The following is a 26078-nucleotide window of genomic DNA, read 5'->3' as shown; positions in this document are numbered from 1 at the left end:
CGTTCGTCAGGATGACGGAGCGAGCTTAGAGCGTCGCACCAATTGCGCGAGCGGCGATATCGGGGTCTTCGGCTTGCGTGATCGGCCGACCGACCACCAGGATCGAGGCGCCGGCGTCCATCGCCTGGCGCGGGGTGACGACGCGCTTCTGGTCGCCGATCTGGCCGTCGGGAAGGCGCACGCCGGGGACGACGAAGAATCCCTTCGGCCAGATCGCCTTGGCCGCGGCAACCTCCGCGCCGGAACACACGATCCCGTCGACCCCCGCCTCGCAGGCGAGTTCGGTGAGCCGCGAAACCTGGTCGTGGGCGCTGCCGATGACCCCGGTCGCGGCGAGATCGGACGCGTCGAGGCTGGTCAGCATCGTCACCGCGATCACCTTCGTACCGAGCGGCGCGGCAGCCTTCGCGTCCTCCAGCATTGCCCGTCCGCCGCTCGCATGCACGGTGAGGATCGCCGGCTTCAGCGCGCCCAATGCCTGCACCGCCTTGGCCACCGTGTTCGGAATGTCATGCAGCTTGAGGTCAAGGAAGATCGGCAGGCCGAGTTCCGCCATCGCATGCACGCCGGGCTGGCCGTGCGCGCAGAAGAATTCGAGGCCGAGCTTGATCCCGCCGACATGGTGGCGGACGCGGGTCGCAAGCGCCTTGGCGCGCGTCAGGTCGGGCGTGTCGAGGGCAACATAGATGCGGTTGTTCATGACGCGGCGCCCGGCGGCAGGATGGTCGGCTGGGTGGTCGTCGCGCCGGTCGATGCGGCCGGCGTGACGAGCGGCGTGGTCGGCGGCGTTGCAGACAGATCGACGGGCGTCGCGACAACCACCTCGGGCCGCGGCGTCCGCAACTCCAGCAACTCGCGCTCACAGGTCGACAGCCGCTGGCGCAACCGCCACCGGATCGCGTGATTGTAGAGCATCGTCGGGACGAACCCGATCAGGAACGTCACGAACAGCAGCAGCGGCAGGTTCACGTCCGCGATCAGCCCGCCCCAGAGCTGGATCTGGACGGCGTTCCAGTTGCTGATGGTGAAGACCGCGGCGACGAACGCCAGCAGGCACCAGAACAGGATTTTCAGGAACTGCATGCGGCTACCCTTTTGTGTCCTCCATGCACGCCGAAACGCGATTGGAAACGCAGAGCTACCGCCACATCGTCGTTTTGACCAGTCTTCTACCCAACGTGAGGGGCTTTAGCCGATCTCTGTCCTGAGTTGGGTGATCAGCGGCAGGATCGCAGTCAGCCGCGGTTCCTCCTCGTCGAGGATCGCGAGGAACGCTGCGCGCTTGATCGCGGCGACCCGTCCCGGCTTCATTCGTACCGTCTGGGGGAGAGTGGAGACGGTGATATCGATCATCCGCTCCGACCCGTGGAGCCGTCCCCACAGATAGTCGTTCTCGCGGTAAGCACGGCTGAAGAACGCGCCGAACGTTCCGAACTGGATGCCCTTCAGGGTCGCCTCCGCCCCGCCGGACCGGATCGCGGTCGCATCGTCGGGCGCGATCCGGTCGACCTTGATCGGATCGAATTCGTCGAGCCCTTCGCCCTGCAACAGCGGTAGCGTCGCGGTGTCGAAATACGGAAAGCCCAGATAGGCGAGCAGCAACGTTCGCCGTGCGGGCTTGGCGAGCGCGGCGAACGCGTCGGCGAGCCGCTGGTCGCTTTCCGCATCCAGGCGCTCGAGATCGAATGTCTGCCCAAGCGTATCTAGCACCGCGGTCGCATCGCCCTTCATCGCGCGCACCGCATCGTGCATCCCTGCATGCATCTCGCCCCGCAGCCGATCGAGATACGGCGACAGCGATTCGTAAATCGCGTCGCGCATCGGCGCCAGTTCGGGTTCGTCGGCGGCAGTCTCGACCTCCGACAAGCGCCGCGCCATCAGCCGCAGCCGGCGGATGCGAAAGCCGATGTCGAACGTTCGTAAGAACGCGATCGACGCCGGACTGGCGCCGTTCGCGAATCCCGATCCGAGCTGGTCCGCGCCGTTCGCTGCGACCCACGCGACGATCGCGGCGCGGATCTGCGTCAGCCGCCGCGGACTGTGATGGCGCCCGGCTTCGTACAGCAGCCCGGCCAATGCCTCGATCACGGCGCTGCGCTTGAGATGCCCGTAGGCGACGAAGGCATAGCCCGAACGCGTGGCTGCTGCCTTCTGCGCCCGTCGTCGCCACGCTATCAGCCGCGATGCCGTCGGACGATCGAGGAACAGCGTGTGGCCGAACAGCGATTCGACATCGGCCTCGACCTCGGGACGAATGGCAGTCACGATCCCGCGCATCCGGTCGATCCGTGCCGATCGCTCGGCGATCGCTTCCAGATTGTCGCGGATCGGTTGCTGGCGCGGAATATCACTGATCGCGCCGATGATCGTCTGGAAGAATCCTGGCGTGCCCTCGCCGCGGTTGAGCCGCAGCTTGATGCCGGGCGAGGGGTCGATGTAGATGAACCGCCGATCGATCTGACGCCGCGCCGGGCGTTGCTTGAGCGCATCGAGCGCCGGACGGAACGGCGCGTTGGCGAGCACCGATCCGTCGATCAGCACCGCGCTCTCGGCTGCATTGGCTGCGGTATGCCGCGGCAGCACACGCGTCAGGAAGCTGCTGCGTTCCGGCCACGCGATCTTCCGCTGCTTCAGCACGCCGTCGAGTTCGGCGACCGTGAACGGCGGAAACGCGCCGGGAAAACTCGACGTCGCGCGCGCCGCGAACGCGAGTTCGGCGCGCGGTGCTAGCGTGTCGGTCACGCCCCCGTGGTCGGTGAAATCCACCACCAGCCGGTGCTCGGTCTCGACCACCTCGGCGGGCGAATTGAGCTGCAATCGCTCGGGATGCCCTGAAAAATCGGTGACCGTCACGAACAGGTCGAGCGGTTGGCCCGGCGGCAACAGCCGCGGCCCGCGCTCGCTTGCGCCCATCGCATCGAACGCATCGAGCAGCAGGTTGGTAAAGGTCTTCCCCCCGAACGGCGGCTCAAACCAGCGCGAGCGGATGAAATGCGACAGCTTGGTCCGCACCTCCTCGCGCGTCGGCTCGTCGAGCGCCTCGACTTTGTCCGTGCTCCGTCCCGCCGCCATCCACGCGAGCGGCATCGCCCATGCCTTCGAAAAGCGCGATTTCGGCGCGGCCTCGGTATCGATCAGCGCCTCGACATCGGCCGAGGTCATCCAGAGATCGGTCAGCGGGTCAAGGCTTTGACCCGTCGCGATCGCCTGCGCCAGGAAGATACCGTTGATCCCGCCTGCACTCGCGCCCGCGATGATGTCGGCGAGCACGCGGACACGGATGGTGGCGTGGTCCTCGATCTCCTGAAGCAGTGCGTGATACACGCCTTCGCTGCCGCCCTTCGGCGTGTCACCGTCGTGGAACGCGCGGCTGGCGCAGACGAGCCGCCAGATCTCCTTGGTGATGCCGTGCATGTAGACCGCTAGGCTGATCCCGCCATAGCAGACGAGCGCCAGTCGCAGTTCCTTCTCGCGCATTCTACATCCTCGTCCGGGTGTCGGTTATGGAGCCGGCGCCCTGGGTTCCAGCATAGCCCAGATCGGCAGATGATCCGACGCTTTCCGCGCCGCCGGGCTGGCATGCACGCCGCATTCCACGACTTTCAACTCGCGCGAGACCATGATCCGGTCGAGCCGCGCGATAGCCCGCCGCGAGTGGAAACTCGCCCCCGTCTCGGCAAACGCATAGTCGCGCCCGAAGTCGCGTAGGCACCCGGCACCCGCGCTCCACTCGTTGAGATCTCCCATCATCACCGTTGGATGCCGATGCGCGCAGGTGTCGACATGGTTCATGATCGCGGCCGCCTGCTTGCGCCGCCACAACCCCGACAGATCGAGATGCATGCCGAGCACGCGGATCGTCCCACCGGCGAGTTCGATGTCGGCCATCACGGCGCCGCGTGGCTCGAGCGCGGGCAGATGCAGGGGTTCGCTCGCCACGATGCGCGCCGATTTGCGGACCAGTATGACGTTGCCGTGCCAGCCCATGCTGAGCGCGCGGAGGCCGAAATCGACCGGTTTCCAGTCGCTATGTTCGTCGAGAAGGTGGTGCGGGAGGACGCAGGCCTTGGCGCCGAAGCGTCGATCCGCCTCCTGCAGCGCGATCACGTCCGCGTCGATCTCACGCAATACCTCGACCACGCGTTCGGGATTGCGGCGACGGTCGAGCCCGATGCCCTTGTGGATGTTGTAGCTGGCGACCTTGATCATGCGTGAAGACTATAACGCCGTCCGCGCGAACACAGTTGCAGTGTGTCGTTCTACGGGTCGAAAAAGGGGAGGCGCACGTGGCGGTGTCTACCCAAGCTTGCACGCGCACGGTTCTTGCCCGGGTCTGGCACAGGCGGAACGTCGAGGGCGCTGCTGCGCTGTGCCTCATGCGGGCAGCTTTCCCGCCGCGAGGACGATCGATATGGCCGACACCAGAACTGCGATACTCTACCGGATGATCCTCCCCGATCATGTCTGCCCGTTCGGAGTTCGCGCGAAGGCGATGCTGGAGGATCAGGGTTTCGAGATTGAGGACCGGATCCTGCGGTCGCGCGAAGAGGTCGACGCGTTCAAGGCGGAGCACGGCGTCGAGACCACGCCTCAGGTTTTCATCGACGGCGAACGGATCGGCGGTAGCGACGATCTCGAACGGTATTTTGCATCATGACCGGCGCGAAGATTACAAATCCCCGCGCGGGATTGTCGCGCCCGGCTGCTTTGGCGATCGTCACGACGGTGCTTGGCGCGAGCGCGGTGCTCGGGCGTCGCAATGCGCCCGATCCGTCGCATCCCGGCATCCGCCGTTGGTACAAGCGACTCGACAAGCCCGCCTATACGCCACCGGATGCAGCGTTCGGCGCGGTTTGGCCGGTGCTCGAAACAGGGCTCGCGGTCGGCGGGTACAGGCTGCTCCGCCAGCCGGCTGGCACGCCGCGCAACACGGCGGTCGGCCTGTGGTTGCTCAACAGCGCGATGATCGGCGGCTGGACGGAAATCTTCTTTCGCAAGAAGGCGCTCGGGTCGAGCATGGTGGCATCGGGCGCGATGATCGTCACCGGTGCTGCGTATGTCGTCGCAGCAGACCAGGTCGACCGGCCGGCAGCAGCGACGGCGGTGCCCTTCGTCGCCTGGCTGGGTTTCGCTACGCTCCTCGCCGAGCGGATATGGCAGCGCAACCGACAGGAAGACGACGTCACATGACGCGCCTCACCGTCTGGCATGATGGTGGATGCCCGCTATGCCGACGGGAAATCGCAGCGATGCGCCGACTGGACCGTCGCGGCGCGATCGAGTTCGTCGACGTCAGCGACGGCGCGAGCGCGTGCCCGATCGACCGCGATGCGTTGCTCGCGCGGTTTCATGCCCGCGAAGACGGTCGGATGCTGTCGGGCGCAGCCGCCTTCGCCGCGATGTGGCGTGCCATTCCCTTGCTTCGACCGCTCGGTCTAGCTGCACGCAACCCTCTGGTGTTAGCCGGACTCGAACGCGCCTACCGCGGGTTCCTGCGTGTTCGTCCCCGTCTTCAGTTCCTCGCCCGCAAGCTGGAACGCGCGGCTTAGATACTTCGTTGGACGGTCACGATAGGCGCGCGATCACCGGGCGCGTACGGGACCTGTCCGCGTGGCCAGATACGCCTCCACGGCGGCTTGAAGCGGAGCACCGCCGTGCAGGCCGAGCTTGGTCCGCCGCCACAATATGTCTTCCACGGTCTGCGCCCACTCCTCGTCGATGAGATAATCGATCTCGCGGGTGGAGAGCCCGTGGCCGATGTCGTCCAGACTGGTGGCATCGCCGAGCACTCGCTCAATCCTCGTACCATATGCGTGTGCCATGCGGGCGGCGTTGGCGGCGTCGAGAAACGGCCACCGCGATCGGACGCTCTTCAAGAACGCTGCGAAGTCGCCATTCGGAAGGTCGCCTCCAGGCAAGGCCACACCTGCGGTCCAGGGTTTCGCCATCTCGGGCAGGAACGGCGCGAGGTCTTCGAGTGCATGCTCCGACAGCCGGCGATAGGTCGTGATCTTGCCGCCGAACGCGGACAGGATCTGCGGCGCTTCGCTGGTGCCGAGCCGCAGCACGTAATCGCGGGTGACTTCGGAAGCGTTCTCGTTGCCGTCGTCGAACAGCGGACGGACGCCCGAATAGCTGCCGACGACGTCATCCGGACCGATCTGTCGCGTGAAGTAGCGGTTGACGCTGTCGCACAGATACTCGGTTTCGTCGGGGTCGATCGTCGGGTGCGACGGGTCGCCTTCATAGGGCTTGTCGGTGGTGCCGATCAGCGTGAAGTCGTCCTCGTAGGGGATCGCGAAGATGATCCGCTTGTCGGGGTTCTGCAGGATATAGGCGTGCTCGCCCTCGAACAGCTTGGTGACGATGATGTGGCTGCCCTTGACGAGGCGCGGCGGGCGCTCGGCATGCGCCTGAGGCATTTCGGCGAGCACCTTGCTCACCCAAGGGCCCGAGGTGTTGGCGATCGCCTTCGCGGAAACGGTGCTGCCGTCGCCGAGCGTCGCGACCCAGTGATCGCTCTCCCGTCGCGCGCCCTCGAAGCTGGTATGCGTGCGGATCTGCGCGCCACGTTCGGCGGCGTCGAGCGCGTTCAGCACCACCAGTCGCGCATCGTCGACCCAGCCGTCCGAATAGACGAACCCGTGGCGGATAGGTTTCAGGCCCGCGCCCCAGTTGGTCTTGTCGAGCCGCACGCCCTTAGATTTCGGCAGGCGGGTGCGGCCGCCGATATGATCGTACAGGAACAGCCCGAGGCGGATCAGCCAGGCAGGTCGCATGCCAGCGGCGAGCGGCATCACGAACCGCATCGGGCTGATCAGGTGCGGCGCGACGTCGATCAGCTTTTCGCGTTCGGCCAGTGCCTCACGGACCAGCCGGAACTCGTAATATTCGAGATAGCGCAGACCACCATGGATCAGCTTGGTGCTCGACGACGAGGTATGCGAGGCTAGGTCGTCGCGCTCGACCAGCATGACGCGCAGGCCGCGGCCGGCTGCGTCGCGCGCGATGCCGGTACCGTTCACGCCGCCGCCGATCACCAGTAGGTCGACGTCTGTCGTGGTCGTCCTCATGCCGTCTTCCCCGAGCTGGTTCGGTCGACCGCGTCCTGCCAGCCAGCCATCAGCGTCGTTCGCTCGTCGCCGTTCATCTTCGGGTTGAAGATGCGATCTTCCTTCCAGGTGGCGGCGATGTCGTCGGGACCGTTCCAGATCCCTACCGCCATGCCGGCGAGGAAGGCGGCGCCCGCCGCGGTCGTCTCGATGTTCGCGGGGCGAACGACGTCGGTCTCGAGCATGTCGGCGAGGAACTGGCAGAACCAGTCGTTCGCCGCCATGCCGCCGTCGACGCGGATCTGGCGTGCGTCGCGTGCACCGTCGGCGACCATGGCGTTCATCAGGTCGGCGGTCTGGTAGGAGACCGATTCGAGCGCGGCGCGGGCGATGTGCGATCCGGTCGCGGCAAAAGTGAGCCCGGTGATGCTCGCGCGCGCGTCGGGATCCCAGTGCGGCGCACCGAGGCCGACGAACGCCGGGACCATGTACACGCCGTCATTACCGTCGAGCTTGGTCGCCATGTCGTGCGTATCGGATGCCTGGTTGATCAGGCCCAGCCCGTCGCGCAACCACTTCACCGCGGCCCCCGCGACGAAGATCGAGCCTTCGAGCGCATAGGTGATCTCGCCGTCGAGCTGGTAGGCGATCGTCGTCAGCATGCCGTTCTTGCTGGTCACGGCCTCCTTGCCGGTGTTGAGCAGGACGAAGCAACCGGTGCCGTAGGTCGATTTCGCATCACCGCGCTGAAAACAGGCCTGGCCGACGACTGCCGCCTGCTGGTCGCCTGCCATGCCGCCGATCGGCACGGCCTTGCCAAGCAGGTCGGCCGTGGTTTCGCCAAAGATCGTGCTGTTGTTCTTGACCTCGGGGAGCAGGCTTTCGGGGATGTCGAGCATCCGCAGCATGTCCGGATCCCACGCGCCCTTGTGGATGTCGAACAGCAAGGTGCGTGAGGCGTTGGATGCGTCGGTCGCGTGGACCTTGCCGCCGGTCAGCCGCCAGAGCAGGAAACTGTCGATCGTCCCGAACGCGAGCTCGCCCTTGTCCGCCCGGGCGCGGACGCCATCGACATTGTCGAGGATCCATTTCAGCTTGGTGCCCGAAAAATACGGATCGAGGATCAGTCCGGTCCGCTCGCGCACCAGTGGTTCGTTGCCGTCCGCCTTCAGTTGCGCGCAGAGCTTGGCGGTGCGGCGATCCTGCCAGACGATCGCGTTGTGGACGGGTTCGCCGGTCTTGCGGTCCCACACCACCACCGTCTCGCGCTGGTTGGTGATGCCGATCGCCGCGACATTGCCGCCATCGGCTTCGGCGACCTCCTTCAAGGTTGCGACGGTGTCGCGCCAGATGTCCTCGGGGTCATGCTCGACCCAGCCCGATTGCGGATAATGCTGGGCGAATTCGCAGCGGACCGTCTGGCGGGGGACGCCATCGGTGCCGAACGTCATGCTGCGGGTCGAAGTCGTGCCCTGGTCGATCGCCAGGATGATGGTGTCAGTCACGCCTTACACTCCTCGAATTATTGCGGGCCCGCGACGGGCTTGTCGCGTGGCAGGAAGGGGCGAATCAGCAGATGCTGCGCACCGCCGCCGATCACCGCGCCGATCAACGGTCCGGCGATCGGCGCCCACCAGTAATTGCCGACGCCAGGGAAGGCGGATTTGTCCCAGCCCATCAGCCAGGCGAAGGTGCGAGGGCCGAGATCGCGCGCAGGATTGATCGCCCAACCTTCCAGATAGCCCATCGACGCACCGATCACCGCGACCAGCAGGCCGATCACGATCGCCCCGAAATTCGCCTGAGGGGCCATCGTGTTGAACTCGTCGGTGATCGCGAAGATCCCGAACATCAGGATCGCGGTCAGAATGATCTCGTCGACGAAGCCCTTCATCGTCGTCACCGCCAGGCCCGGCGCGGTGAAGAACACGCCTGCGCCACCGCCACCGGCCCGCGTCAGGTGCTGCGTCGCGTTGAAGTGATCGATGACGTTGTAATACAGCGCATAGACGATCGCCGCGCCGATGAAGGCACCGACAAGCTGCGCGCACCAATACGGCAGCACCTTCTTCCACGGAAAACCGCGGTAGAGTGCGAGCGCCAGCGTGACACCGGGATTCGCGTGCGTCCCCGATACCGCGCCGGTGACGTAGATCGAGATCGACACCGCCATGCCCCAGGTAATGCAGACGCCCCAATAGGCGGTCTTGTACGGGCTCGGATCGTACAGCGTGTACATCGCGGCGACCGAGAGGCCGAAGGTCATCACGATACAGATCGCGATGGCCTCGGAGATCAGTTCGCCGAGAAAGGCTTTTGCGGGTGCGCTCATTGGCACGTTCTACCACTCGGTACGGTTTGGTCGAGTACCAGTATGGCAAGCGCACCCGCCGCCGTCCCGCAACCTGCGCAACGCACAGATGCGCGTCGTTTCGAATGGAATGAAATGGTGCCGGTTGCAGGAATCGAACCCGCGACATCCAGTTTACAAAACTGGCGCTCTACCAACTGAGCTAAACCGGCCCGGTGCGCGTCAGGCGTAATCGCCCCATGCTTCAAGATACGCCGAAGGTCCAGCCCTCGGTTTGCGCGATATGCGATGTCATCGCCGCCGGGTGCCAGAGTTCGGGGCGATCGGCGTTGGCGCGGAGCCACGCGGCGGTCAGGATCGCGTCGGTGGCGTGGTCGTCGTAGCGGGGAAGCGGCCGGTGCGGCCGGCTGCCGAGGTTGGCGAGCGCCGTGTCGAGCGAGGTGGCATCACGCATCTTGCTAAGGCCCTTGCGGATGCCAGCGGCGCGGGCTGCGATGGTGGTGTAGATTTCGACGATTACCGGGCCTTCGGGGGGAAGCGGATCGAATGGCCAGACCGGCACGCGGCCTTCGAGGCGGTGGAGCACGCGCATGCCCGTCAGGCTCGACTTGCCGACCTGAGAAGCACCGACGAGGTTGAAACAGCTTGTCGGCGAGAACCCCATCGCGCGCTGGCCGTGCTCGCAGACGCGCATCCTGCCTGCACCACCGGGGAACAGGTCGCCGCAATCGCGATGCTGGCGGAAATGGCGACGGATTTCGGGGTCGGTGAGCAGGCTGGAGACGGCGAGATGCGGGTCGGCGGCGGAAGCATCGTCGACCATCTTCCATAGGGCGCGGGCGTCAGGCGGACTGTCGGGTGCGCCGGGGAAATACTCGCCTTCGTCCACGAACGGAAAGGCGGGGGATAGGTCCAACCCTATCAACGCCGGTATGTCCTGGTCGAGCAACCAGTCGAGCACATCGTCGCGCGACCATGCACTAGCGCTTTGCGGGGCAAGCAGCGCCGGCGCCGCATCGCCCGTCTCGCAGACCGCGACCGCGATACCCTTGTGTCGATGCCCTTGCGCGCCGGACCAGTCGACCGCCGCAAACCGCGTGAAGCGTGGTTCAGCCATTCTTCTCGGCGCGCAAGGCATCCCAATAGGCGAGCCGCTCGGACAGTCGCTTCTCGAACCCGCGTTCGGTCGGCGTATAGAAGGTCTGCGCGCTCATCTCGTCGGGCCAGTAATCCGAGCCGGAAAACGCATCCTCCGCGTCGTGATCGTACGCATAGCCCTTGCCGTAGCCGATATCGCGCATGAGCTTGGTCGGCGCGTTGCGGATCGACGCAGGCGGCATCAGCGAGCCCGTCTCGCGCGCCGATTTCCAAGCCGCCTTCTGCGCCTTGTAGACGGCGTTCGATTTGGGCGCCGTCGCGAGATAGACGCAGGCCTGCGCGATCGCGAGTTCGCCTTCGGGGCTGCCGAGGAAGTCGTAGGTGTCCTTGGCGGCAATGCACTGGACCAGCGCCTGCGGGTCGGCGAGTCCGATATCCTCGACTGCGGCGCGCGTCAGGCGACGGAGCAGGAACAGCGGTTCCTCACCCGCCGTTAGCATGCGCGCGAGGTAATAGAGAGCGGCCTGAGGGTCCGACCCGCGGATCGATTTGTGGAGCGCGGAGATGAGGTTGTAATGCCCCTCGCGATCCTTGTCGTACACCGCGACGCGGCGTTGCAGGAAGTTCGACAGGCCTGCGGGATCGAGCGGTTCGGGGAGGTTCACCGAGAACAATGTCTCCGCTTGGTTGAGCAGGAAACGACCATCGCCGTCGGCGCTGGCGATCAGCGCATCCTTGGCGGGCGCAGTCAGGGGCAGGGGGCGCTCCATCTCCGTCTCGGCGCGGTCGAGCAACTGTTCGAGCGCGCCACGACCGAGTCGTTCGAGGATCAGCACCTGCGCGCGGCTGAGCAACGCAGCGTTGAGCTCGAACGACGGGTTCTCGGTGGTCGCGCCGACCAACGTCACCGTGCCGTCCTCGACATAGGGCAGGAAGCCGTCCTGCTGCGCGCGATTGAAGCGGTGGATCTCGTCTACGAACAACAGCGTGCGCTTGCCGATCTTGGCGTGCTCGCGTGCTTCGGCGAACGACTTCTTGAGATCCGCGACGCCGGAGAACACCGCCGAGATCGCGACGAACCGCAGGTCGACCGCGTCGGCGAGCAGCCGCGCGATCGTGGTCTTGCCGGTGCCGGGCGGGCCCCACAGGATAATCGAGGACAGTCGTCCTGCCGACACCATCCGGCCGATCGCACCTTCGGGGCCGGTGATGTGATCCTGTCCGACCACCTCGCTCAACGTGCGCGGACGCAGGCGGTCGGCGAGCGGCGCGTTTTCGGGATGCGTTTCGGTGGGGGCGGCGGGTTCGAAGCCCGCGAAGAGATCGGCCATTCCGGCAAGATAGGGGCGGCCGGCCGGTTTGCCCATCCGTACGCAGTCCACGCGCGCTCGTCATTCTTAGACGTACCGTCCTCCTCACAAGCATCGTTTCCGTCACAAGCATCGTCATTCCCGCGAAGGCGGGGATCCATACCGGCTGACGGCAATGCAACTCGCTTGGTCCGAGGGTCTGGGTCCCCGCCTCGGCGGGAATGACAGAGGAAGGAAACAGAAAAATCTGCCGCGCAGCACTTGAACCGGAAACATTCTGCGATATATCGCAACTTAGGATGAAGATATATCGGAGAACACTCAAATGCGTTTTGGTATGGGATATGGAGCCTGGACCGGTGGCCTGCGGGCTGACGGCGAAGGCCGGGGTCGGGGAAGCCATGAAGGTCATGGTCGACATGGTTACGGCCACCGCGGCGGCCCTGGTGGTCGGCGCCGGCTGTTCGATGGCGGCGAATTGAAGCTCGTCATGCTGAAGCTGATCGCGGATGCGCCCCGCCACGGCTACGACCTGATCCGCGAGATCGAGGGTCTGACCGGCGGTGGCTATGCGCCGAGCCCGGGCGTCGTCTATCCGACGCTCAGCATGCTCGACGAGATGGGGCTGATCGAGGAGCAGCAGTCGGAAGGCGCGAAGAAACGCTTTGCGGCGAGCGACGAGGGCCGCGCGCATCTCGCCGAGAATGCGGCCGTGGTGGACGGCTTGTTCGCTCGGCTGGCGGCGGTCGGGGCCGAGTCCGAGCGGACCGATGGTGCGCCGATCCGGCGCGCGATGGGTAATCTGCGGCAGGTGCTCCAGCACCGGCTGATGCGCGAAGACGTCAACGAGGACACGCTGCACGAAGTCGCGGCGTTGCTCGACGAAGCCGCGCAGAAGATCGAGCGCTTGAAATGAGCGTCTCGGTCGCGAGGGTGCCGACGCATTCGGCTAGCAGGTATCTCCAGCAGCTTGCAAAGCACTGGAGCCACAAGATGGAGGTCACCTTCTCGGAAGAAGAGGGCCGCATCGCCTTTCCCAACGGCGCCGTGCTCGAGATGCGCGCGGACAGCGAAACACTCGACGTCGCGCTGACGGTACCGGAGGGCGAAGACGTCGACCGGATGCGCGAGGTGGTCTCCAGCCACCTCGACCGCTTCGCTTTCCGCGAGGCGCCGCTGACGTTCGATTGGACCCCGTCATTCTGACGAAAGTCAGGATCCAGAGCCACGAGCGTCAGCGTCCGTAACTCTGGATCCTGGATCGAGCCCAGGATGACGGAAAGCAGGCGGGGCTAAGCCCCCCGCCGCGCCATCACCTCGAGATACGTGTCCAGCACCGTCTGGTTGATCGTATCCCACAGATACCCGGCCGCCTTGTCGTGTCCCGCCCAGCCCATCGTCTCGCGCAGCCCCGGCTCCGACACGATCCGCCCGATCGCATCCGCATAGCCGCCGATATCCGTCGGCGGCACGAGGAACCCGGTCACGCCGTCATCGACCAGCCCGACCGCGCCCGACGCCCGCGCGGCAACCACCGGCACGCCCGCCGCCATCGCCTCAAGCGTCACGTTGCCGAACGTCTCGGTCACGCTCGGATTGAAGAACACGTCCATCGAAGCAACCGCGCGCCCCAGATCTTCGCCCGACTGAAACCCTGCGAACACCGCGCCCGGCACGCGCTCGGCAAACCAGTCGCGTGCGGGGCCTTCGCCGATTACCAGCACCTTGTGAGGCACGCCGCGCTGTTCCAGCTCGCGGATCACGTCGGCGAAGACGTCGAGACCCTTCTCCTTCACTAGCCGCCCAAGGAACCCGACCGCGACCTCGCCGTCGGCAATCCCGCGCGCGCGCCGCCACTCCAGGTCGCGACGCGTCGGCGCAAAACGATCGTGATTGACCCCGCGCGACCAGATCGCGGTCGGCGTCGTTACGCCCCAGTCGCGGACGATTTCCGCCATGCCGCGCCCCGGCACCAGCACTTCGTCGACGCGGTTGTAGAAGCGCGTCAGGATCTTCACCATGATCGGCTCGAAGAACGCCATCTTGTAATAGCGGAAATACGTCTCGAACCGCGTGTGCAGCGAGGCGACCGTGGCGATGCCGTTGCGCCGACCATAGCTGATCGCGCGGTGGCCCAGAAAATCTGGGGCCGACACGTGGATGACGTTCGGCGCAAACGCATCGAGGTCGCGACGGATCGCCGCAGGCAGTCCCCGCGCCATCTTATATTCGCCACGCCCGGCCGGTAACGGCAGCGACGGCACCGCGACCAGATCGCCGGTCGGCGGGAAGGCCGGCTTGGCGTTGGTCGGCGAATAGACGCGCACGATCACGCCTTTCGACAGGAGATGGCCGACGAGCAGATTGAGCGCCTGGTTTGCGCCATCGCGTACGTAATTATAGTTGCCGCTGAACAGGGCGATGCGCAGGTCGGTGGCGTGCATCGTCGCGCGGATAACGCCGTGCGCGGCCAAGCGCCACTAAATCCGCAACATAGCGCAGCCCCCGCCCATTGATGTTCCCGTATCGTTCTCGTACATCGCGTGTATGGCGAAACCCCAGAAGCGTTATGTATGTCAGGCCTGCGGATCGGTGTCGCACCGTTGGGCGGGGCAATGCGCCGATTGCAGCGAGTGGAACACGCTGGTCGAGGAGGCGAACACCGCCGCTACCCCGTTCCATTCGAAGCATAATCTCCAGACCGGTGGTCGCGCGATTCAGCTCGTCGGGCTCGATGCGGAGATCAAGCTGCCCGACCGAATGGCGACCGGCATCGCCGAACTCGACCGCGCGCTGGGCGGCGGGTTCGTCGAGGGCTCGGCGACGCTGATCGGTGGCGATCCGGGGATCGGCAAGTCGACGCTGCTGTTGCAGGCTGCGGCGAAGATGGCGCTTGCCGGCCAGTCGGTCGCGTACGTCTCTGGCGAGGAGGCTGCGGACCAGGTCCGCCTGCGCGCGCGGCGGCTCGGGCTCGGCAATGCACCGGTGCAGCTCGCGGCAGCGACTTCGACGCGCGACATCCTGACGACGTTGCAGACCAAGCCGCCGGCGATGTTGGTGATCGATTCGATCCAGACGATGCACTCCGACCTGATCGAAGGCGCGCCCGGCACGGTCAGCCAGGTCCGTGCGTCCGCGCAGGAACTGATCCGCTTCGCCAAGGAGCGCGGTACGGCCGTCGTTCTGGTCGGGCACGTGACGAAGGACGGTTCGATCGCCGGCCCTCGCGTGCTGGAGCATATGGTCGACACGGTGCTGTCGTTCGAGGGCGAGCGCAGCCACCAGTACCGCATTCTCCGCGCGATAAAGAACCGCTTCGGCGGGACCGACGAGATCGGCGTGTTCTCGATGCAGACGGAAGGGTTGGCGGAGGTCGGCAACCCGTCATCGCTGTTCCTGACGCACCGGGACGACGCGATGACGGGGGCCACGGTGTTCCCGGCGCTGGAGGGCACTCGGCCGGTGCTGGTCGAGATCCAGGCGCTGACCGTGCGTCTGGCGTCGGGGGCTACACCAAGGCGCGCCGTGGTCGGCTGGGATTCGGGGCGCCTCGCGATGATCCTCGCGGTGCTGGAGGCGCGGTGCGGACTGAGTTTCTCCAACGCCGAAGTCTATCTCAATATCGCCGGTGGCTACCGAGTGCAGGATCCGGCCGCGGACTTGGCAGTTGCGGCTGCGCTGATTTCGGCGATGTCGGAACGGCCTGTGCCGGTCGATGCGGTCGCGTTCGGTGAGGTCGCGCTGTCGGGCGAGATCAGGCCGGTCGCGCATGGTCCGTTGCGGTTGAAGGAGGCGAGCAAGCTCGGCTTCGAACGCGCGTTGGTGCCGGCGTCGATGACGGGGGAGAAGAGTGGCATGAAGCTGTCGGGCTTCAAGACGCTCGCGTCTTTCGTAGATCACATGATGGGGCGGGGGTAACGCACCCTGGAAGGCAGATTGTTTCCCCCGCGAAGGCGGGGACCCAAACTGGACTCCCGCCTTCGCGGGAGAACAAGGTAGCGAGTCGTTACTGCGCGCGAGTGCGCGTTCATGTCCGTTCGGTATATCCGTTCGCGACAGGCGCCGTTTCAGAGCCACGTACGGCGCACTCCTGACGTGTTCGTTACCCGTGCCAGAGAGGCACCACCCCGGCGGAGGCCGGGGTCCAGTTGGGGGACGCGGCTGGCATCCGTTGCGCGGAGTTACTGCGATCTTTCCAACTGGACCCCGGCCTCCGCCGGGGAGGTGCACTAACTTCGCTCGGCAGTTACTGATCGATCAGTTGCGCGTAACGGCATCCCAGCCTGAAGATCGATGCGCCCCCCCGAACGCATGGCCTCTCGCTACAGCCATGCTATGGCGCCGGCATGGCGAACACGAAAAGCAATACCGGTACCGTCGAAGTCGACGGCACCCGATACGATTGGAACCTGGAGCGGGAGCCGCAACACACGGATGCCGAAGGCTGGAAGGGCATGACGATCTCGCTGTTGCAGGACGATGCGCAGCGCGAAGCCCTGCTAGAATTCCCCGCGCCGAAACGCCTGTTGAAGGGGTTGCCGCGCGGGCGGCTCCAGATCGACGACGCGACGATCGCTCGCGGCGTGCGGGCGGCGTTGGCCGCGGGATGGGAGCCGATGTCGCGGGGCAAGCCGATGGTCTTCACGGTGGATTCCGAAGGGAATTGAACCGTGGATCGGCGTGACACCCCGACCCCGCCGGACGCGCGCACGCCAATGCAAGCCCATACCGACGTGGAAACCACGCTGCTGGGGCCGATCCTGCCCGTTCGAGAGTGCGGAGATTGCACCGCGTGCTGCACAGAACTGACCGTGGACACCCCCGAGTTCGCCAAGCCCGCGGGAACGCCGTGCATCCACCTCTCCAATAAGGGGTGCGGGATCCACGCCGTCCGCCCGCGCATCTGCCGCACCTGGTTCTGCGCCTGGCGACGGGTTGCCAGCTTGCCCGACGAAGCACGGCCCGACCGGTCCGGGCTTCTCGTCTCGCTCAATTTCGTCAAGGAACCGCAGAACTGCCTCGAAGGCGTCTCGATCAATGTCCGCGTCCTCGCCGGCAGCGACGCGATCGCGAACGGCATGGCGGCCACTGTGCTCGACGGCGTATGCGACCAACTGGTCCCGGTCTGGTTCAGCGACGGGGCGAAGAAAATGCTGATGCACCCCGACACCGACGTCGCCCGCTTCGTCCTATCGGGCGAGGCTGCACCCGCGCATCTGCAGGACGAAGTCGCCGCGTGGCGCGAGCGCTACGGTGTGTTCGGTTTGAACCACTAGAGCGCGTCGGTCGCCGCGCGCACTAGCGGTTCGCGCCGCGCGTCCCTATTCCAGAGACGATGAACCTCACCGCCCTAGACATCGTCGTCCTGATCGCCGTCGCCGGGTCCGCGGTGCTGGGGCTGGTGCGCGGGTTCGTCACCGAAGTGCTGTCGATGTTCGCCTGGGTGGCGATGGTGGCGATGTTGAAGCTGTTCCACATCCCCCTGGCCGCCGCGCTGTCGCCGATGGTCGGCACGGTCGGCGGTGCCGCGGTGCTCGCGTTCGCGATCATCACCGGCGTGACCTATATCGGCGGTCGACTGGTCGCCAACGCGCTCGGCGCCCGGACCCGGACGTCGATTTTGGGGCCAGTCGACCGTGCGCTAGGCTTCGGCTTCGGCGCGCTGAAAGGTCTGATCCTTGCCAGCCTCGTCTTCCTGCTCGCGACGCTGGTCATCGACACGATGGGCGGCGGACCGGCGCGCCGCCCCGAATGGATGACGAAGTCGCGCACCTATCCGCTGCTCAACGCAACGAGCGCGAGCATTGCCGATTTCGTCGACCGCCGCCGCCGCGGCCAGCCCGTCTTCGGCGCGAGAACGCCGCCTTCCAGATCCGATAATGCAAGCGAGCCGAAGCCATGAGCGCGCCCCTCTACAATGCCGAGATTCTCCGCCTCGCCGCCTCGATCCCGCACCATGAACGCCTCCCCGAGCCGATGGCGACGGCGGAGAAACGCTCGCCGATCTGCGGCAGCCGCGTGACGATCGACGTCGCGGTCGACGACGAGGGCAAAGTCAGCGAGGTCGGGCTGCTGGTTCGCGCCTGCGCGCTAGGCCAGGCATCTTCGTCTCTTCTCGCGTCGAACATCCTCGGCCGCACCCCCGCAGAACTCGCCGCCACGCGCGACGCGCTGACGGCGTGGCTTGCGCGTGAGGGCGATGCGCCCGATTGGCCCGGGATGGATATCTTCACCCCCGCGCTCAACTACACGGCGCGCCACCCGTCGATCCGGCTCGCGTTCGAAGCGGCTGCCGAGGCTGCCGATACCGCTGCAAAGGCGAAGGTCTGATGGCGGAGGGCACGTCGCCGTCGCTGCTGCGCGACGGCGTCGTATTGCTCGGGTTCGGGCTGATGTTCGTGTTGCTGTTCCGCCGGCTCGGGCTCGGCGCGACGCTGGGATATCTGGTCGCGGGTGCGGTCGTCGGGCCGCATGTGCTTGGCCTGGTCGGCGATGCGGAATCTAAGCTCGGGTTCGCCGAACTCGGCATCACGCTGCTGCTGTTCATCGTCGGGCTCGAACTGAACCCGTCGCGGCTGTGGAAGATGAAGGAGGAGATCTTCGGATTGGGGCTCCTTCAGGTTGCGATTTGCGGCTTGGCGATCACGGCGATCGTCTGGGTCGGGGCGAAGTTCTCGCTCCCCGCTGCGCTTGCGCTCGGCCTGCCGCTGGCGCTGTCGTCGACCGCGCAGGTGCTGCCGATGCTGCGATCTTCGGGGCGGATGCGGACGCCGTTCGGCGAGCGCGCGTTTTCGATCCTGCTGTTCCAGGATCTCTCGATCGTTCCGCTCATCACGATCGTGGCAGCGATGAGCCGCAATCCGGCGGACGCGAATGCACCTCCCGGGTGGCTGCTCGCGATCTACACCGTGCTCGCGGTCGTCGGACTTGTCGTCGCAGGGCGCTTCCTGTTGCGCCCGTTCTTCCGGCTGATCGGCAATCTGGGCGAGCGCGAGATGTTCGTGTTCGCCGGGCTGTTCACCGTGATCGCCAGCGCCGCGATCATGGAATGGCTTGGGCTCTCCACCGCGCTCGGCGCGTTCATCGCCGGCGTTATGCTGGCGGACAGCCCGTATCGGCATGAACTCGAAGCCGATGTCGAGCCGTTCCGATCTATCCTGCTCGGGCTCTTCTTCCTCGCGGTCGGCATGGTGCTCGATCTCAACGCGATCGCCGAGCGGCCGTTCTTCGTGATGGCGATGGCCGCCGCGCTGATCGCGACCAAAACCAGCGTCATCATGCTGATCGGCATGGCGTTCAAGATGACGTGGCGGCAGGCGTTCGCGCTTGGGCTGCTGCTGAGCCAGGGCGGCGAGTTCGGCTTCGTGCTGTTCGCGCAGGCGCAGGCCGGGCTGCTGATCGAACCGCAGGCGGCCAGCCTGTTCGGCGCGATCATCACGCTGTCGATGGCGACAACGCCGTTCCTAATGGGGATCACGCGGCGCTTCCGGACCGAGCCGATCGCCGAGGGGCAGGAGCGCGATGGCCCCAAGGTCGACGGCGCGAACGCGATCATCGTCGGCTATGGGCGATTCGGCCAGACGGTCGGCCAGATGCTGCTCGCGCAGGATATCCCGGTTACGCTGATCGATACCGATATCGAGATGATCGACATCGCCGGCGAGTTCGGCGCAAAGGTCTATTACGGCGACGGCACGCGGCTGGACCTGTTGCGACAGGCGGGCGCAGCGGAAGCGGAGATCATCTGCTTCTGCATGGACGGCGACCAGCTTGATCCGGACACGATCGAGGGCGTGCACGAGGCTTTCCCGGATGCTGCGATCTATGTCCGCGCGTTCGATCGCCGTGCGCTGGTCAAGTTGAAGAACACGTCGGCGACGGCGGTGGTACGCGAAGTGATGGAGTCCGCGGTGAAGATGGCGCGCCTAGTCATGCGCGGGCTCGAGATCGCACCGGCCGATATCGACCGCGCGGAGGAGCAATACCGCGCGCGGGACAAGGAGCGGTTGCAGTTACAGATCGACTCCGGCGACATGCGCGCGGCGCGTGCCGAGACCGCGAAACGCTTTCCCTGGGGGAATGATACGCAATGATCATCGCTATCTTGGCGGCGCTGTCCGGCGCGATCGCGGTCGCGGCGGGGGCGTTCGGTGCGCACGGCGCGAGTGGGGCGGCGGCGGAGTGGCTGAAGACCGGCGCGCAGTATCAGCTTGTCCACGTCGTAGCGGCGCTGGTCGCGATCCGGATGGAGGCGCGGGGGCCAGCGTGGCTGTTCGTGGTCGGCGCGGCGATCTTTGCGTTGACGCTGTACGTGATGGCGCTGGGTGCGCCACGCTGGTTCGGGGCGATAACGCCGATTGGCGGGGCCTTGCTGATCGGCGGGTGGTTGTGGCTGGCTTGGAGTGCGGCTCGCCCCTAGCAGAATTGTTTCCCCGCGAAGGCGGGGACCCAGTCTGGGCACCCGCCTTCGCGGGTGAACAAGCTGCTTGCGGGTCCTGGAACGCTACCGCTTCTTCCGACACGCGTCGGAGCAGTAGATCACGTTGTCCCAGTCGCGCGCCCACTTCTTCCGCCACGTGAACGGCCGCTCGCACGCGGGGCACACCTTGGTCGGCAAATTCTGCTTGGCGACACCGTTGGGCATCAGCGGGGCAGCGCGTCGAGGAAGGTTTCGACGTCGGCGAGGTCGACGGTCTTGTCGAGGTACGTCTGGCCTATCCCACGCGCGAGCAGGAAGGGGAGGGTGCCCGCCGCCATCTTCTTGTCATGCCGCATGTGATCGACCAGCCGCGCGCCGCTCGCGCCGATTTTCGCCGCCGCGAGACCGTCGGGAAGCCCGACGTCCCGCCAGTGCGCCGCTACTCGCTCGGCATCTTGCCCCGAACAAATCCCCTGCGACGCCGAGAACCCGAACGCCAGCGAACAACCCGCCGCGACACCCTCGCCGTGGATCAGCGCCTGCGAGAACCCGGTCTCCGCCTCAAGCGCATGCCCGAACGTATGTCCGAGATTAAGCAGCGCGCGCGTTCCGTTCGTCTCATGCTCGTCCGCCGCGACGATCCGCGCCTTGGCCGAAACGCTGTGCGCAATCGCGTATTCGCGCAGGCCGATGTCACCCGCCAACAACGCAGCACCATTCGCCTCGCACCATTCGAAGAAGGCGAAATCGTCGATCAGGCCGTATTTGACGACCTCGGCGTAACCGGCGCGCAGTTCCCGGATCGGCAGCGTGTCGAGCACCTGCGGATCGATCAGCACCATCACCGGCTGATGGAACGCACCGATCAAATTCTTGCCGGCCTTCGTGTTGATCGCGGTCTTGCCGCCGACCGAGCTGTCGACCTGCGCCAGCAGGCTCGTCGGGATCTGCACGAAGTTGCACCCGCGCTTCAGGATCGAGCAGGCGAACCCAACCAGGTCCCCCATCACGCCCCCACCGAGCGCCACGACGTGATCCCCGCGCTCGACGCCGAGTTCGAGCAACCGGTCGCACAGCATTTCCAGCGTCGCCCAGCTCTTGCTGCCTTCGCCGGGGGCCAGAACGATCGCCTCGGATGCAATCCCCGCATCGGTCAGCGAAGCCTGCAACGTCGCGAGGTGAACCGACAAATTCTCGTCGGTGACGATCGCCACCCGCCGGCCCTTCGCGAGCGGCGCGAGGAACTCACCCGCCCGCGCGAGCAACCCAGCTTCGATATGGATCGGGTAGGTCCGCGCACCCAGTTCGACGGTAACGGTCTTCATCGGCCAAGCGCCCTCAGGATAGCGGCGACGGTCGCTTCGTGCGGCGTCTTGTTGCTGACAATGTGGATATGCGCCTGCGCGTAGATCGGGTTGCGCACGCGCGCCAGTTCGGCGAGCACTTTCCCCGCGTCGCGGTTGCGCAGCAGCGGCCGGGTGTCGCGCCGGCCGACGCGCTCGACCAGGATGTCGGGATGCGCGCTAAGCCACACCGACACCGCATCGCGCAAGATCAGCGCCCGCGTGTCGTCGTTGATGAACGCACCGCCGCCGGTCGCGATGATCTTGGGCGTGCCGTCGATCAGCCGTGCGATCACGCGGCGCTCGCCATCGCGGAAATACTCTTCGCCGTATTTGGCGAAGATCTCGGCGACGGTCATGCCCGACGCGGCCTCGATCTCGTGGTCGGCATCGACGAACGGCAGGTTCATGCGCAGGGCGAGACGGCGGCCGACGGTGGTCTTGCCGACGCCCATCAGCCCGACGAGCACGATCGGGCGATCGATCGGGGCAGGGCGGCGGCCGCCCGAGGGTCCGCCGGAAGGGTTGTGGCTTTGCAACATCGTAGCCCGCGCTATACAGCGGCTCCGCGCGAGGGCAAAAGCTCTTGGCGCGCGAATTTCTGCCCCGTTCACTACCCCCGTCCACTACAAGGTTACGTCGTATGTCCCGTTTCATCGTCTCGGTCGTCGTCGTTCTTGTGGTCGTGGTCGGCGGCCTGTTCCTGCTGGCAGGCCGCGCGACCGAGCGTCCGCAGAGCCACGTCGAGAAGGCCGTGACGCTTGCGAACCTCTCTTAAGGCATCCTTAGCGGCGGCGGTTGCCGTCGGAGCCTTGGTCGCGCTGGCACCGGCGATCGGGCAGGATCGGCCCGAATCGATCCTTCCGCCGGGGTTCGGCGAACCAACGCCTGCGCCCGCACCACGACCAACGCCGCCTGCTGGCACGCAGCCGACCCGTCCGACGGGTCCGACGCAGCCGAGCGCGCCGCAGCCGGCTCCGGCACCCGCACAGTCCGGCGCGATGATCCAGCCTTTGCCGCCGACGACACCTGGTGTCCCGCAGCCGGTGGTACCTGTCGCGACGCCGGCGCAGGTCGATCCCGCGGTGCTCGCGCAGTACGAGATGCCGGCATCCGCGCGTCGCTCGCTCGCGACGGTAGGGCCGGTCACGGCTAGCGAAGGCGGTCTCGATACCGATGCGTTCGGTGAAGCGGACGGCCAATATGTCGAGACGCTGATGCGCCGCCTCAGTGCGCCGCTGCCGTCGCGCTGGATGTCGATCCTGTTGCGCCGCGCGCTGGTGTCGCATGTCGATACGCCCAGCCGCACCAACGGCGCGGACTTCGCTGCCGAGCGCGCGTGGCTGTTGCTGCGGATGGGCGAATCGGTCGCGGCGCGGGCGGTCGCGCAAAACGTCGACACCGGCAATTACACGCCGAAGCTTTATCAGGTCGCGATGAACACCGCTCTGGCGACCGGCGATCCGGCTGGCCTGTGTCCGCTGGTGACGGGTGCGATGCGCTACGCCCCGGCGCGCGGCTGGACGATGGCGCAGGCGATGTGCGCCGGGCTGTCGGGCAATCCCGCGCAGGCCAGCCCGCTGATCGCGACCGCCAAGCGTCGCAACGTCGCCAGCGGCGTCGACCTGCTGCTCGCGCAGAAAGTCGTCGGGGCGGGGGCGCAGGGGCGTCAGGCTGTGACCATCGAGTGGGACGGCGTGGACCGGCTGACCGCGTGGCGGTTCGGGCTCGCGATGGCGACCGGCGTTACGGTACCCGACGAGCTGTACGGCACCGCGGGTTCTCAGGTGAAATACTGGCAGGCCTTGTCGCCCTCCGTCGCGCTCGGCGATCGGCTGGCGCCAGCGGAGGCTGCCGCGGGGCAGGGGGTGCTCTCCAGCGCCGCGCTCGTCGACCTCTACGCTGCGGCTGCGACCGACGACGATACGCAGAGTAATGCGACAGCGACCGCCAACGATCTCCAGACGGCCTATGCCGATCGCAATCCGGATTCGCGGCTCACCGCGCTGCGTCAGTTGTGGGGCGGCGCGAACGCGCGTCCGAGCTATGCGCGGCTCGTGCTGACCGCGCGGGCGGCTTCGCGATTGAACCCGGCGCTGGCGAAGGCCGAAGCCGACCGTCTGGTCGCTTCGATGCTGTCCGCTGGGCTCGACCGCACCGCGGCGCGCTGGCTGGGATCGGTACCCGCCGGCAGCGACGCCTGGGCGATGATAATGCTCAGCGATCCAGACGCGTATCGCCGCCTCAGCTATTCCGACCTTGCGTCCTATACCGGCGGCGAAGGCGATTCGGCGTTGAAGCAGCGTATGTTGTTCGCAGGGTTGGCAGGCCTTGGTCGTCTCAACCAGGGCGATATCGAACGTGCGGCACAGTCGCTCGGCGTTCGGATCGGCGCGGACAATGCCTGGACCCGCGCGCTCGATCGCGCGGCGCGGGACGGCCAGGCCGGGACGGTCGTCCTGCTCGCAGCGGTCGGCATGCAGGCGGGGAGCTGGAAGGAGATCCCCCCGGAAGCGCTGTACCGCATCGTCGGTGCACTGCGCGGCGTCGGTCTCGACGGGGAGGCGCGGATGATCGCGGCCGAGGCGATCGCGCGCGCGTGAGCCACGCCAGCGATCGCGCGCTGATCGATCGGTTCCTCGAAATGATGACTGCGGAGGTCGGGGCCGCTGCCAACACGGTGGCGGCGTATCGCAGCGACCTGACGCTTGCCTCGCAGGCGCTGGAAGGCGGACTGGTCGACGCGGATGCGGACGCTCTGGCCAAGCTCGCGAACGCGTGGTCGGCCTTGTCCCGCTCGACCGTGGGGCGAAAATCCGCCTCGCTCCGCCGCTTCTTCGCGTTCCTCGCCGACGAAGGCCACCGCGCGGACGATCCCGGCAAAGCGCTGCCCCGACCCGGCACGGTACGCACCTTGCCGAAGATCCTCAGTCACGCCGATGTCGACCGCCTCTTCGCAGCGATCGCCGAGCGCGCCGCCCGCGATCCGCTAGACCCGAACGACCTGCGTCTCTCCGCACTGTTCGAGCTTCTCTATGGTTCAGGCCTGCGCGCGACCGAACTGGTCAGCCTGCCGCGCAACGCCGTTCACCCCGACCGCCCGTTCCTAATCCTGCGCGGCAAGGGCGGGCGCGAGCGACTCGTCCCCATCTCCGACCGAGCGCGCGCCGCCGTCGCGATCTGGCGCACCCACGTCGCGACCGATCGTCTCTGGCTGTTCCCCTCGGGCAAGGGTCATCTCTCGCGCATCCGCCTGTATCAACTGGTGAAGGCGATCGCCGCCGAGGCGGGCATCCCCCCCGACCGTGTCAGCCCGCACGTCCTGCGCCACGCCTTCGCCACGCATCTGCTCGCCGGCGGCGCTGACCTGCGCGCGCTGCAATCAATGCTGGGTCACGCCGATATCGCCACCACCGAGATCTACACGCACGTCGATTCGAGCCGCCTCGTCGAGCTGGTCAACACGCGCCACCCGCTGGCGGATATGCCGCCGCGTTGACGCGAGCGATCCCGCACCGTAACCGCCGCTGATGCCAAGCTTCCTCGACTTCGAGAAACCGATCGCCGAACTCCAGGGCCGGATCGACGAACTCCGCGACACCGCCGCCGAAGGCAGCGTCGACCTAGCCGCCGACATCGCCCGTCTACAGGCGAAGTCCGACAAGCTGCTGAAGGACACGTTCGCGCGCCTGACCCCGTGGCAGAAGACACAGGTCGCACGCCATCCGGAACGCCCGCACTTCAAGGATTACGTCGCCGCGCTGTTCGACGAGTTCGTGCCGCTCGCAGGCGATCGCGCGTTCGGCGACGATCAGGCGATCATCGGTGGCTTCGCGACGTTCCGGGGTCGCAAGATCATGGTGCTCGGTCACGAAAAGGGCGACGACACCGCGAGCCGCCTCCGCCACAATTTCGGCATGGGCAAGCCCGAGGGGTACCGCAAGGCGATCCGCCTGGTCGAACTCGCCAACCGATTTGGCCTGCCGATCATCACGTTGGTCGACACGTCCGGCGCGTTCCCCGGCATCCAGGCCGAAGAGCGCGGCCAGGCGGAGGCGATCGCCCGTTCGACCGAAGCCTGTCTCAATGCTGGCGTGCCAATCGTCTCGGCGATCGTCGGCGAGGGTGGCTCGGGTGGCGCGGTCGCGCTTGCCGCGGGTAACCGCGTGCTGATGTTCGAACATGCGATCTATTCGGTGATCAGCCCCGAAGGCTGTGCGTCGATCCTGTGGCGCACCGCCGACAAGGCGCCCGAGGCCGCCGAAGCGATGCGCATCACCGCGCAGGACCTGAAATCATTCGGCGTGATCGACGACATCGTCGCCGAACCTCTGGGCGGTGCGCACCGCGATCGCGCAGCGGCGATCGCCGCGCTGGGCGACGCGCTTTCGTCGGCATTGACCGACCTGATGGCTTTGGCGCCCGCCGATCTGCGCAAGGATCGTCAGGCGAAGTTCCTCAAGATGGGACGTCTTTGAGGGCGAGAATTATCGGCAACGAAAAAGGGGCTGCGTAACCGAAGTTTCGCCGCCCCAATTTCTAGCC

General features: G+C 66.4%; 29 protein-coding genes and 1 tRNA gene. 16 read left to right on the top strand and 14 right to left on the bottom strand.

Going from position 1 to position 26078, the window contains the following annotated elements; genetic code table 11:
- Nucleotides 1–25: 25 nt before the first annotated feature.
- The 4 genes from pyrF to O6W96_RS06230 form a co-directional block, all read right to left on the bottom strand.
- Nucleotides 26–700, bottom strand: coding sequence for an orotidine-5'-phosphate decarboxylase (gene pyrF, locus O6W96_RS06245; RefSeq protein WP_353468778.1), 675 nt, complete (start codon nucleotides 698–700; stop codon nucleotides 26–28).
- On the bottom strand, nucleotides 697–1083 hold the full coding sequence (locus O6W96_RS06240) for a hypothetical protein (protein WP_353468777.1): 387 nt from the start codon (nucleotides 1081–1083) through the stop codon (nucleotides 697–699). The genes pyrF and O6W96_RS06240 overlap by 4 nt, the downstream gene beginning before the upstream one ends.
- Nucleotides 1084–1188: 105 nt before the next feature.
- The gene (locus O6W96_RS06235) at nucleotides 1189–3477 is read right to left on the bottom strand and encodes a patatin-like protein (protein ID WP_353468776.1); all 2289 of its coding nucleotides are present in this window, start codon (nucleotides 3475–3477) and stop codon (nucleotides 1189–1191) included.
- Between the two features lie 24 nt (nucleotides 3478–3501).
- Nucleotides 3502–4209, bottom strand: coding sequence for an endonuclease/exonuclease/phosphatase family protein (locus tag O6W96_RS06230; protein WP_353468775.1), 708 nt, complete (start codon nucleotides 4207–4209; stop codon nucleotides 3502–3504).
- A 202-nt stretch (nucleotides 4210–4411) separates the two neighbouring features.
- Here O6W96_RS06230 and O6W96_RS06225 point away from each other — a divergent pair, with 202 nt between their 5' ends.
- Genes O6W96_RS06225 through O6W96_RS06215 form a run of 3 tightly spaced genes read left to right on the top strand, consistent with a single transcriptional unit; the run spans nucleotide 4412 to nucleotide 5549 of the window.
- Nucleotides 4412–4657, top strand: coding sequence for a glutaredoxin domain-containing protein (locus O6W96_RS06225; RefSeq protein ID WP_353468774.1), 246 nt, complete (start codon nucleotides 4412–4414; stop codon nucleotides 4655–4657).
- A complete protein-coding gene (locus O6W96_RS06220; RefSeq protein WP_353468773.1) occupies nucleotides 4654–5190 on the top strand; it encodes a TspO/MBR family protein in 537 nt (178 codons plus the stop codon). Before O6W96_RS06225 ends, O6W96_RS06220 begins: the two co-directional genes overlap by 4 nt.
- Nucleotides 5187–5549, top strand: coding sequence for a thiol-disulfide oxidoreductase DCC family protein (locus O6W96_RS06215; RefSeq protein WP_353468772.1), 363 nt, complete (start codon nucleotides 5187–5189; stop codon nucleotides 5547–5549). Before O6W96_RS06220 ends, O6W96_RS06215 begins: the two co-directional genes overlap by 4 nt.
- Nucleotides 5550–5582: 33 nt before the next feature.
- Here O6W96_RS06215 and glpD read toward each other — a convergent pair whose 3' ends face one another.
- The 6 genes from glpD to O6W96_RS06185 form a co-directional block, all read right to left on the bottom strand.
- Nucleotides 5583–7073: a glycerol-3-phosphate dehydrogenase gene (gene glpD, locus O6W96_RS06210; RefSeq protein WP_353468771.1), complete on the bottom strand. Its 1491-nt coding sequence runs from the start codon at nucleotides 7071–7073 to the stop codon at nucleotides 5583–5585.
- Nucleotides 7070–8557 (bottom strand): glycerol kinase GlpK, encoded by a 1488-nt coding sequence (gene glpK / locus O6W96_RS06205; protein WP_353468770.1) that lies wholly within the window; start codon nucleotides 8555–8557, stop codon nucleotides 7070–7072. Before glpK ends, glpD begins: the two co-directional genes overlap by 4 nt.
- 17 nt (nucleotides 8558–8574) lie before the next feature.
- Complete coding sequence (locus tag O6W96_RS06200; protein ID WP_353468768.1) at nucleotides 8575–9384, bottom strand: MIP/aquaporin family protein; 810 nt, start codon at nucleotides 9382–9384, stop codon at nucleotides 8575–8577.
- Between the two features lie 115 nt (nucleotides 9385–9499).
- Nucleotides 9500–9575: transfer RNA gene (locus tag O6W96_RS06195), tRNA-Thr, on the bottom strand.
- A gap of 32 nt (nucleotides 9576–9607) precedes the next feature.
- A complete protein-coding gene (locus tag O6W96_RS06190; protein ID WP_353468767.1) occupies nucleotides 9608–10480 on the bottom strand; it encodes a hypothetical protein in 873 nt (290 codons plus the stop codon).
- A complete protein-coding gene (locus tag O6W96_RS06185; RefSeq protein WP_353468766.1) occupies nucleotides 10473–11792 on the bottom strand; it encodes a replication-associated recombination protein A in 1320 nt (439 codons plus the stop codon). The genes O6W96_RS06190 and O6W96_RS06185 overlap by 8 nt, the downstream gene beginning before the upstream one ends.
- Before the next feature lie 304 nt (nucleotides 11793–12096).
- Between O6W96_RS06185 and O6W96_RS06180 the strand changes: the two genes are divergently transcribed.
- Together O6W96_RS06180 and O6W96_RS06175 are read left to right on the top strand one after the other, a co-directional pair.
- Nucleotides 12097–12687, top strand: a complete 591-nt coding sequence (locus tag O6W96_RS06180) for a PadR family transcriptional regulator (RefSeq protein ID WP_353468765.1) — start codon at nucleotides 12097–12099, stop codon at nucleotides 12685–12687.
- Nucleotides 12684–12977, top strand: coding sequence for a DUF2218 domain-containing protein (locus O6W96_RS06175; protein WP_353468764.1), 294 nt, complete (start codon nucleotides 12684–12686; stop codon nucleotides 12975–12977). The genes O6W96_RS06180 and O6W96_RS06175 overlap by 4 nt, the downstream gene beginning before the upstream one ends.
- 86 nt (nucleotides 12978–13063) lie before the next feature.
- Here O6W96_RS06175 and O6W96_RS06170 read toward each other — a convergent pair whose 3' ends face one another.
- Nucleotides 13064–14215 carry a glycosyltransferase family 4 protein gene (locus O6W96_RS06170; RefSeq protein WP_353469369.1) on the bottom strand — a complete coding sequence of 384 codons (1152 nt, stop codon included), beginning with the start codon at nucleotides 14213–14215 and terminating at the stop codon, nucleotides 13064–13066.
- 103 nt (nucleotides 14216–14318) lie between these two features.
- On the opposite strand from O6W96_RS06170, the gene radA reads away from it, so the two are divergent.
- From radA to O6W96_RS06135, 7 genes are all read left to right on the top strand, one after another.
- Nucleotides 14319–15689, top strand: coding sequence for a DNA repair protein RadA (gene radA, locus O6W96_RS06165; protein WP_353468763.1), 1371 nt, complete (start codon nucleotides 14319–14321; stop codon nucleotides 15687–15689).
- A 428-nt stretch (nucleotides 15690–16117) separates the two neighbouring features.
- Nucleotides 16118–16438 (top strand): hypothetical protein, encoded by a 321-nt coding sequence (locus O6W96_RS06160; protein ID WP_183129013.1) that lies wholly within the window; start codon nucleotides 16118–16120, stop codon nucleotides 16436–16438.
- Nucleotides 16439–16486: 48 nt separating this feature from the next.
- The gene (locus tag O6W96_RS06155; protein WP_353469368.1) at nucleotides 16487–17047 is read left to right on the top strand and encodes a YkgJ family cysteine cluster protein; all 561 of its coding nucleotides are present in this window, start codon (nucleotides 16487–16489) and stop codon (nucleotides 17045–17047) included.
- Between the two features lie 59 nt (nucleotides 17048–17106).
- Nucleotides 17107–17673: a CvpA family protein gene (locus O6W96_RS06150; RefSeq protein WP_353468762.1), complete on the top strand. Its 567-nt coding sequence runs from the start codon at nucleotides 17107–17109 to the stop codon at nucleotides 17671–17673.
- Complete coding sequence (locus O6W96_RS06145) at nucleotides 17670–18101, top strand: iron-sulfur cluster assembly scaffold protein (RefSeq protein WP_353468761.1); 432 nt, start codon at nucleotides 17670–17672, stop codon at nucleotides 18099–18101. Before O6W96_RS06150 ends, O6W96_RS06145 begins: the two co-directional genes overlap by 4 nt.
- Complete coding sequence (locus tag O6W96_RS06140) at nucleotides 18101–19864, top strand: cation:proton antiporter domain-containing protein (protein ID WP_353468760.1); 1764 nt, start codon at nucleotides 18101–18103, stop codon at nucleotides 19862–19864. The genes O6W96_RS06145 and O6W96_RS06140 overlap by 1 nt, the downstream gene beginning before the upstream one ends.
- Nucleotides 19861–20190, top strand: a complete 330-nt coding sequence (locus tag O6W96_RS06135; protein ID WP_353468759.1) for a DUF423 domain-containing protein — start codon at nucleotides 19861–19863, stop codon at nucleotides 20188–20190. The genes O6W96_RS06140 and O6W96_RS06135 overlap by 4 nt, the downstream gene beginning before the upstream one ends.
- 84 nt (nucleotides 20191–20274) lie before the next feature.
- Here O6W96_RS06135 and O6W96_RS06130 read toward each other — a convergent pair whose 3' ends face one another.
- From O6W96_RS06130 to O6W96_RS06120, 3 genes are read right to left on the bottom strand one after another with little or no spacing between them, the layout of a single operon-like run.
- Nucleotides 20275–20415, bottom strand: coding sequence for a DUF2256 domain-containing protein (locus O6W96_RS06130; RefSeq protein ID WP_130324180.1), 141 nt, complete (start codon nucleotides 20413–20415; stop codon nucleotides 20275–20277).
- Entirely contained in the window at nucleotides 20415–21515 is a 1101-nt protein-coding gene (aroB, locus tag O6W96_RS06125) for a 3-dehydroquinate synthase (RefSeq protein ID WP_353468758.1), read from the bottom strand. The genes O6W96_RS06130 and aroB overlap by 1 nt, the downstream gene beginning before the upstream one ends.
- Nucleotides 21512–22075 (bottom strand): shikimate kinase, encoded by a 564-nt coding sequence (locus O6W96_RS06120; RefSeq protein WP_056062416.1) that lies wholly within the window; start codon nucleotides 22073–22075, stop codon nucleotides 21512–21514. The genes aroB and O6W96_RS06120 overlap by 4 nt, the downstream gene beginning before the upstream one ends.
- 101 nt (nucleotides 22076–22176) lie before the next feature.
- Between O6W96_RS06120 and O6W96_RS06115 the strand changes: the two genes are divergently transcribed.
- The 4 genes from O6W96_RS06115 to O6W96_RS06100 are packed head-to-tail and all read left to right on the top strand — an operon-like array spanning nucleotide 22177 to nucleotide 26011.
- Nucleotides 22177–22311 carry a hypothetical protein gene (locus tag O6W96_RS06115; protein ID WP_258191373.1) on the top strand — a complete coding sequence of 45 codons (135 nt, stop codon included), beginning with the start codon at nucleotides 22177–22179 and terminating at the stop codon, nucleotides 22309–22311.
- Nucleotides 22295–24136: a hypothetical protein gene (locus O6W96_RS06110; protein WP_353468757.1), complete on the top strand. Its 1842-nt coding sequence runs from the start codon at nucleotides 22295–22297 to the stop codon at nucleotides 24134–24136. Before O6W96_RS06115 ends, O6W96_RS06110 begins: the two co-directional genes overlap by 17 nt.
- Before the next feature lie 41 nt (nucleotides 24137–24177).
- Entirely contained in the window at nucleotides 24178–25032 is an 855-nt protein-coding gene (locus O6W96_RS06105) for a tyrosine-type recombinase/integrase (protein ID WP_435372205.1), read from the top strand.
- Nucleotides 25033–25063: 31 nt separating this feature from the next.
- Complete coding sequence (locus O6W96_RS06100; RefSeq protein ID WP_353468755.1) at nucleotides 25064–26011, top strand: acetyl-CoA carboxylase carboxyltransferase subunit alpha; 948 nt, start codon at nucleotides 25064–25066, stop codon at nucleotides 26009–26011.
- The last annotated feature ends 67 nt before the right edge of the window (nucleotides 26012–26078 follow it).

It is taken from the genome of Sphingomonas faeni, from assembly GCF_040407495.1.
Taxonomy (GTDB): domain Bacteria; phylum Pseudomonadota; class Alphaproteobacteria; order Sphingomonadales; family Sphingomonadaceae; genus Sphingomonas; species Sphingomonas faeni_D.
Note: the sequence above shows the minus strand (reverse complement) of the source record. Positions and strands in the feature narration are given on the sequence as shown.

What these genes read in the sequence shown, in the direction of transcription:
- O6W96_RS06175 (WP_353468764.1), top strand. Translation starts at nt 12,684, where the DNA reads ATGAGCGTCTCGGTCGCGAGGGTGCCGACGCATTCGGCTAGCAGGTAT.
- O6W96_RS06115 (WP_258191373.1), top strand. Translation starts at nt 22,177, where the DNA reads ATGTCCCGTTTCATCGTCTCGGTCGTCGTCGTTCTTGTGGTCGTGGTC.
- O6W96_RS06235 (WP_353468776.1), bottom strand. Translation starts at nt 3,477, where the DNA reads ATGCGCGAGAAGGAACTGCGACTGGCGCTCGTCTGCTATGGCGGGATC.
- glpD (WP_353468771.1), bottom strand. Translation starts at nt 7,073, where the DNA reads ATGAGGACGACCACGACAGACGTCGACCTACTGGTGATCGGCGGCGGC.
- O6W96_RS06220 (WP_353468773.1), top strand. Translation starts at nt 4,654, where the DNA reads ATGACCGGCGCGAAGATTACAAATCCCCGCGCGGGATTGTCGCGCCCG.
- O6W96_RS06120 (WP_056062416.1), bottom strand. Translation starts at nt 22,075, where the DNA reads ATGTTGCAAAGCCACAACCCTTCCGGCGGACCCTCGGGCGGCCGCCGC.
- O6W96_RS06160 (WP_183129013.1), top strand. Translation starts at nt 16,118, where the DNA reads ATGGCGAACACGAAAAGCAATACCGGTACCGTCGAAGTCGACGGCACC.
- O6W96_RS06190 (WP_353468767.1), bottom strand. Translation starts at nt 10,480, where the DNA reads ATGGCTGAACCACGCTTCACGCGGTTTGCGGCGGTCGACTGGTCCGGC.
- O6W96_RS06230 (WP_353468775.1), bottom strand. Translation starts at nt 4,209, where the DNA reads ATGATCAAGGTCGCCAGCTACAACATCCACAAGGGCATCGGGCTCGAC.
- O6W96_RS06180 (WP_353468765.1), top strand. Translation starts at nt 12,097, where the DNA reads ATGCGTTTTGGTATGGGATATGGAGCCTGGACCGGTGGCCTGCGGGCT.
- O6W96_RS06185 (WP_353468766.1), bottom strand. Translation starts at nt 11,792, where the DNA reads ATGGCCGATCTCTTCGCGGGCTTCGAACCCGCCGCCCCCACCGAAACG.
- O6W96_RS06170 (WP_353469369.1), bottom strand. Translation starts at nt 14,215, where the DNA reads ATGCACGCCACCGACCTGCGCATCGCCCTGTTCAGCGGCAACTATAAT.
- O6W96_RS06105 (WP_435372205.1), top strand. Translation starts at nt 24,178, where the DNA reads ATGATGACTGCGGAGGTCGGGGCCGCTGCCAACACGGTGGCGGCGTAT.
- O6W96_RS06155 (WP_353469368.1), top strand. Translation starts at nt 16,487, where the DNA reads ATGCAAGCCCATACCGACGTGGAAACCACGCTGCTGGGGCCGATCCTG.
- aroB (WP_353468758.1), bottom strand. Translation starts at nt 21,515, where the DNA reads ATGAAGACCGTTACCGTCGAACTGGGTGCGCGGACCTACCCGATCCAT.
- O6W96_RS06215 (WP_353468772.1), top strand. Translation starts at nt 5,187, where the DNA reads ATGACGCGCCTCACCGTCTGGCATGATGGTGGATGCCCGCTATGCCGA.
- O6W96_RS06225 (WP_353468774.1), top strand. Translation starts at nt 4,412, where the DNA reads ATGGCCGACACCAGAACTGCGATACTCTACCGGATGATCCTCCCCGAT.
- O6W96_RS06135 (WP_353468759.1), top strand. Translation starts at nt 19,861, where the DNA reads ATGATCATCGCTATCTTGGCGGCGCTGTCCGGCGCGATCGCGGTCGCG.
- O6W96_RS06240 (WP_353468777.1), bottom strand. Translation starts at nt 1,083, where the DNA reads ATGCAGTTCCTGAAAATCCTGTTCTGGTGCCTGCTGGCGTTCGTCGCC.
- radA (WP_353468763.1), top strand. Translation starts at nt 14,319, where the DNA reads ATGGCGAAACCCCAGAAGCGTTATGTATGTCAGGCCTGCGGATCGGTG.
- O6W96_RS06200 (WP_353468768.1), bottom strand. Translation starts at nt 9,384, where the DNA reads ATGAGCGCACCCGCAAAAGCCTTTCTCGGCGAACTGATCTCCGAGGCC.
- O6W96_RS06145 (WP_353468761.1), top strand. Translation starts at nt 17,670, where the DNA reads ATGAGCGCGCCCCTCTACAATGCCGAGATTCTCCGCCTCGCCGCCTCG.
- O6W96_RS06140 (WP_353468760.1), top strand. Translation starts at nt 18,101, where the DNA reads ATGGCGGAGGGCACGTCGCCGTCGCTGCTGCGCGACGGCGTCGTATTG.
- O6W96_RS06130 (WP_130324180.1), bottom strand. Translation starts at nt 20,415, where the DNA reads ATGCCCAACGGTGTCGCCAAGCAGAATTTGCCGACCAAGGTGTGCCCC.
- pyrF (WP_353468778.1), bottom strand. Translation starts at nt 700, where the DNA reads ATGAACAACCGCATCTATGTTGCCCTCGACACGCCCGACCTGACGCGC.
- O6W96_RS06150 (WP_353468762.1), top strand. Translation starts at nt 17,107, where the DNA reads ATGAACCTCACCGCCCTAGACATCGTCGTCCTGATCGCCGTCGCCGGG.
- O6W96_RS06100 (WP_353468755.1), top strand. Translation starts at nt 25,064, where the DNA reads ATGCCAAGCTTCCTCGACTTCGAGAAACCGATCGCCGAACTCCAGGGC.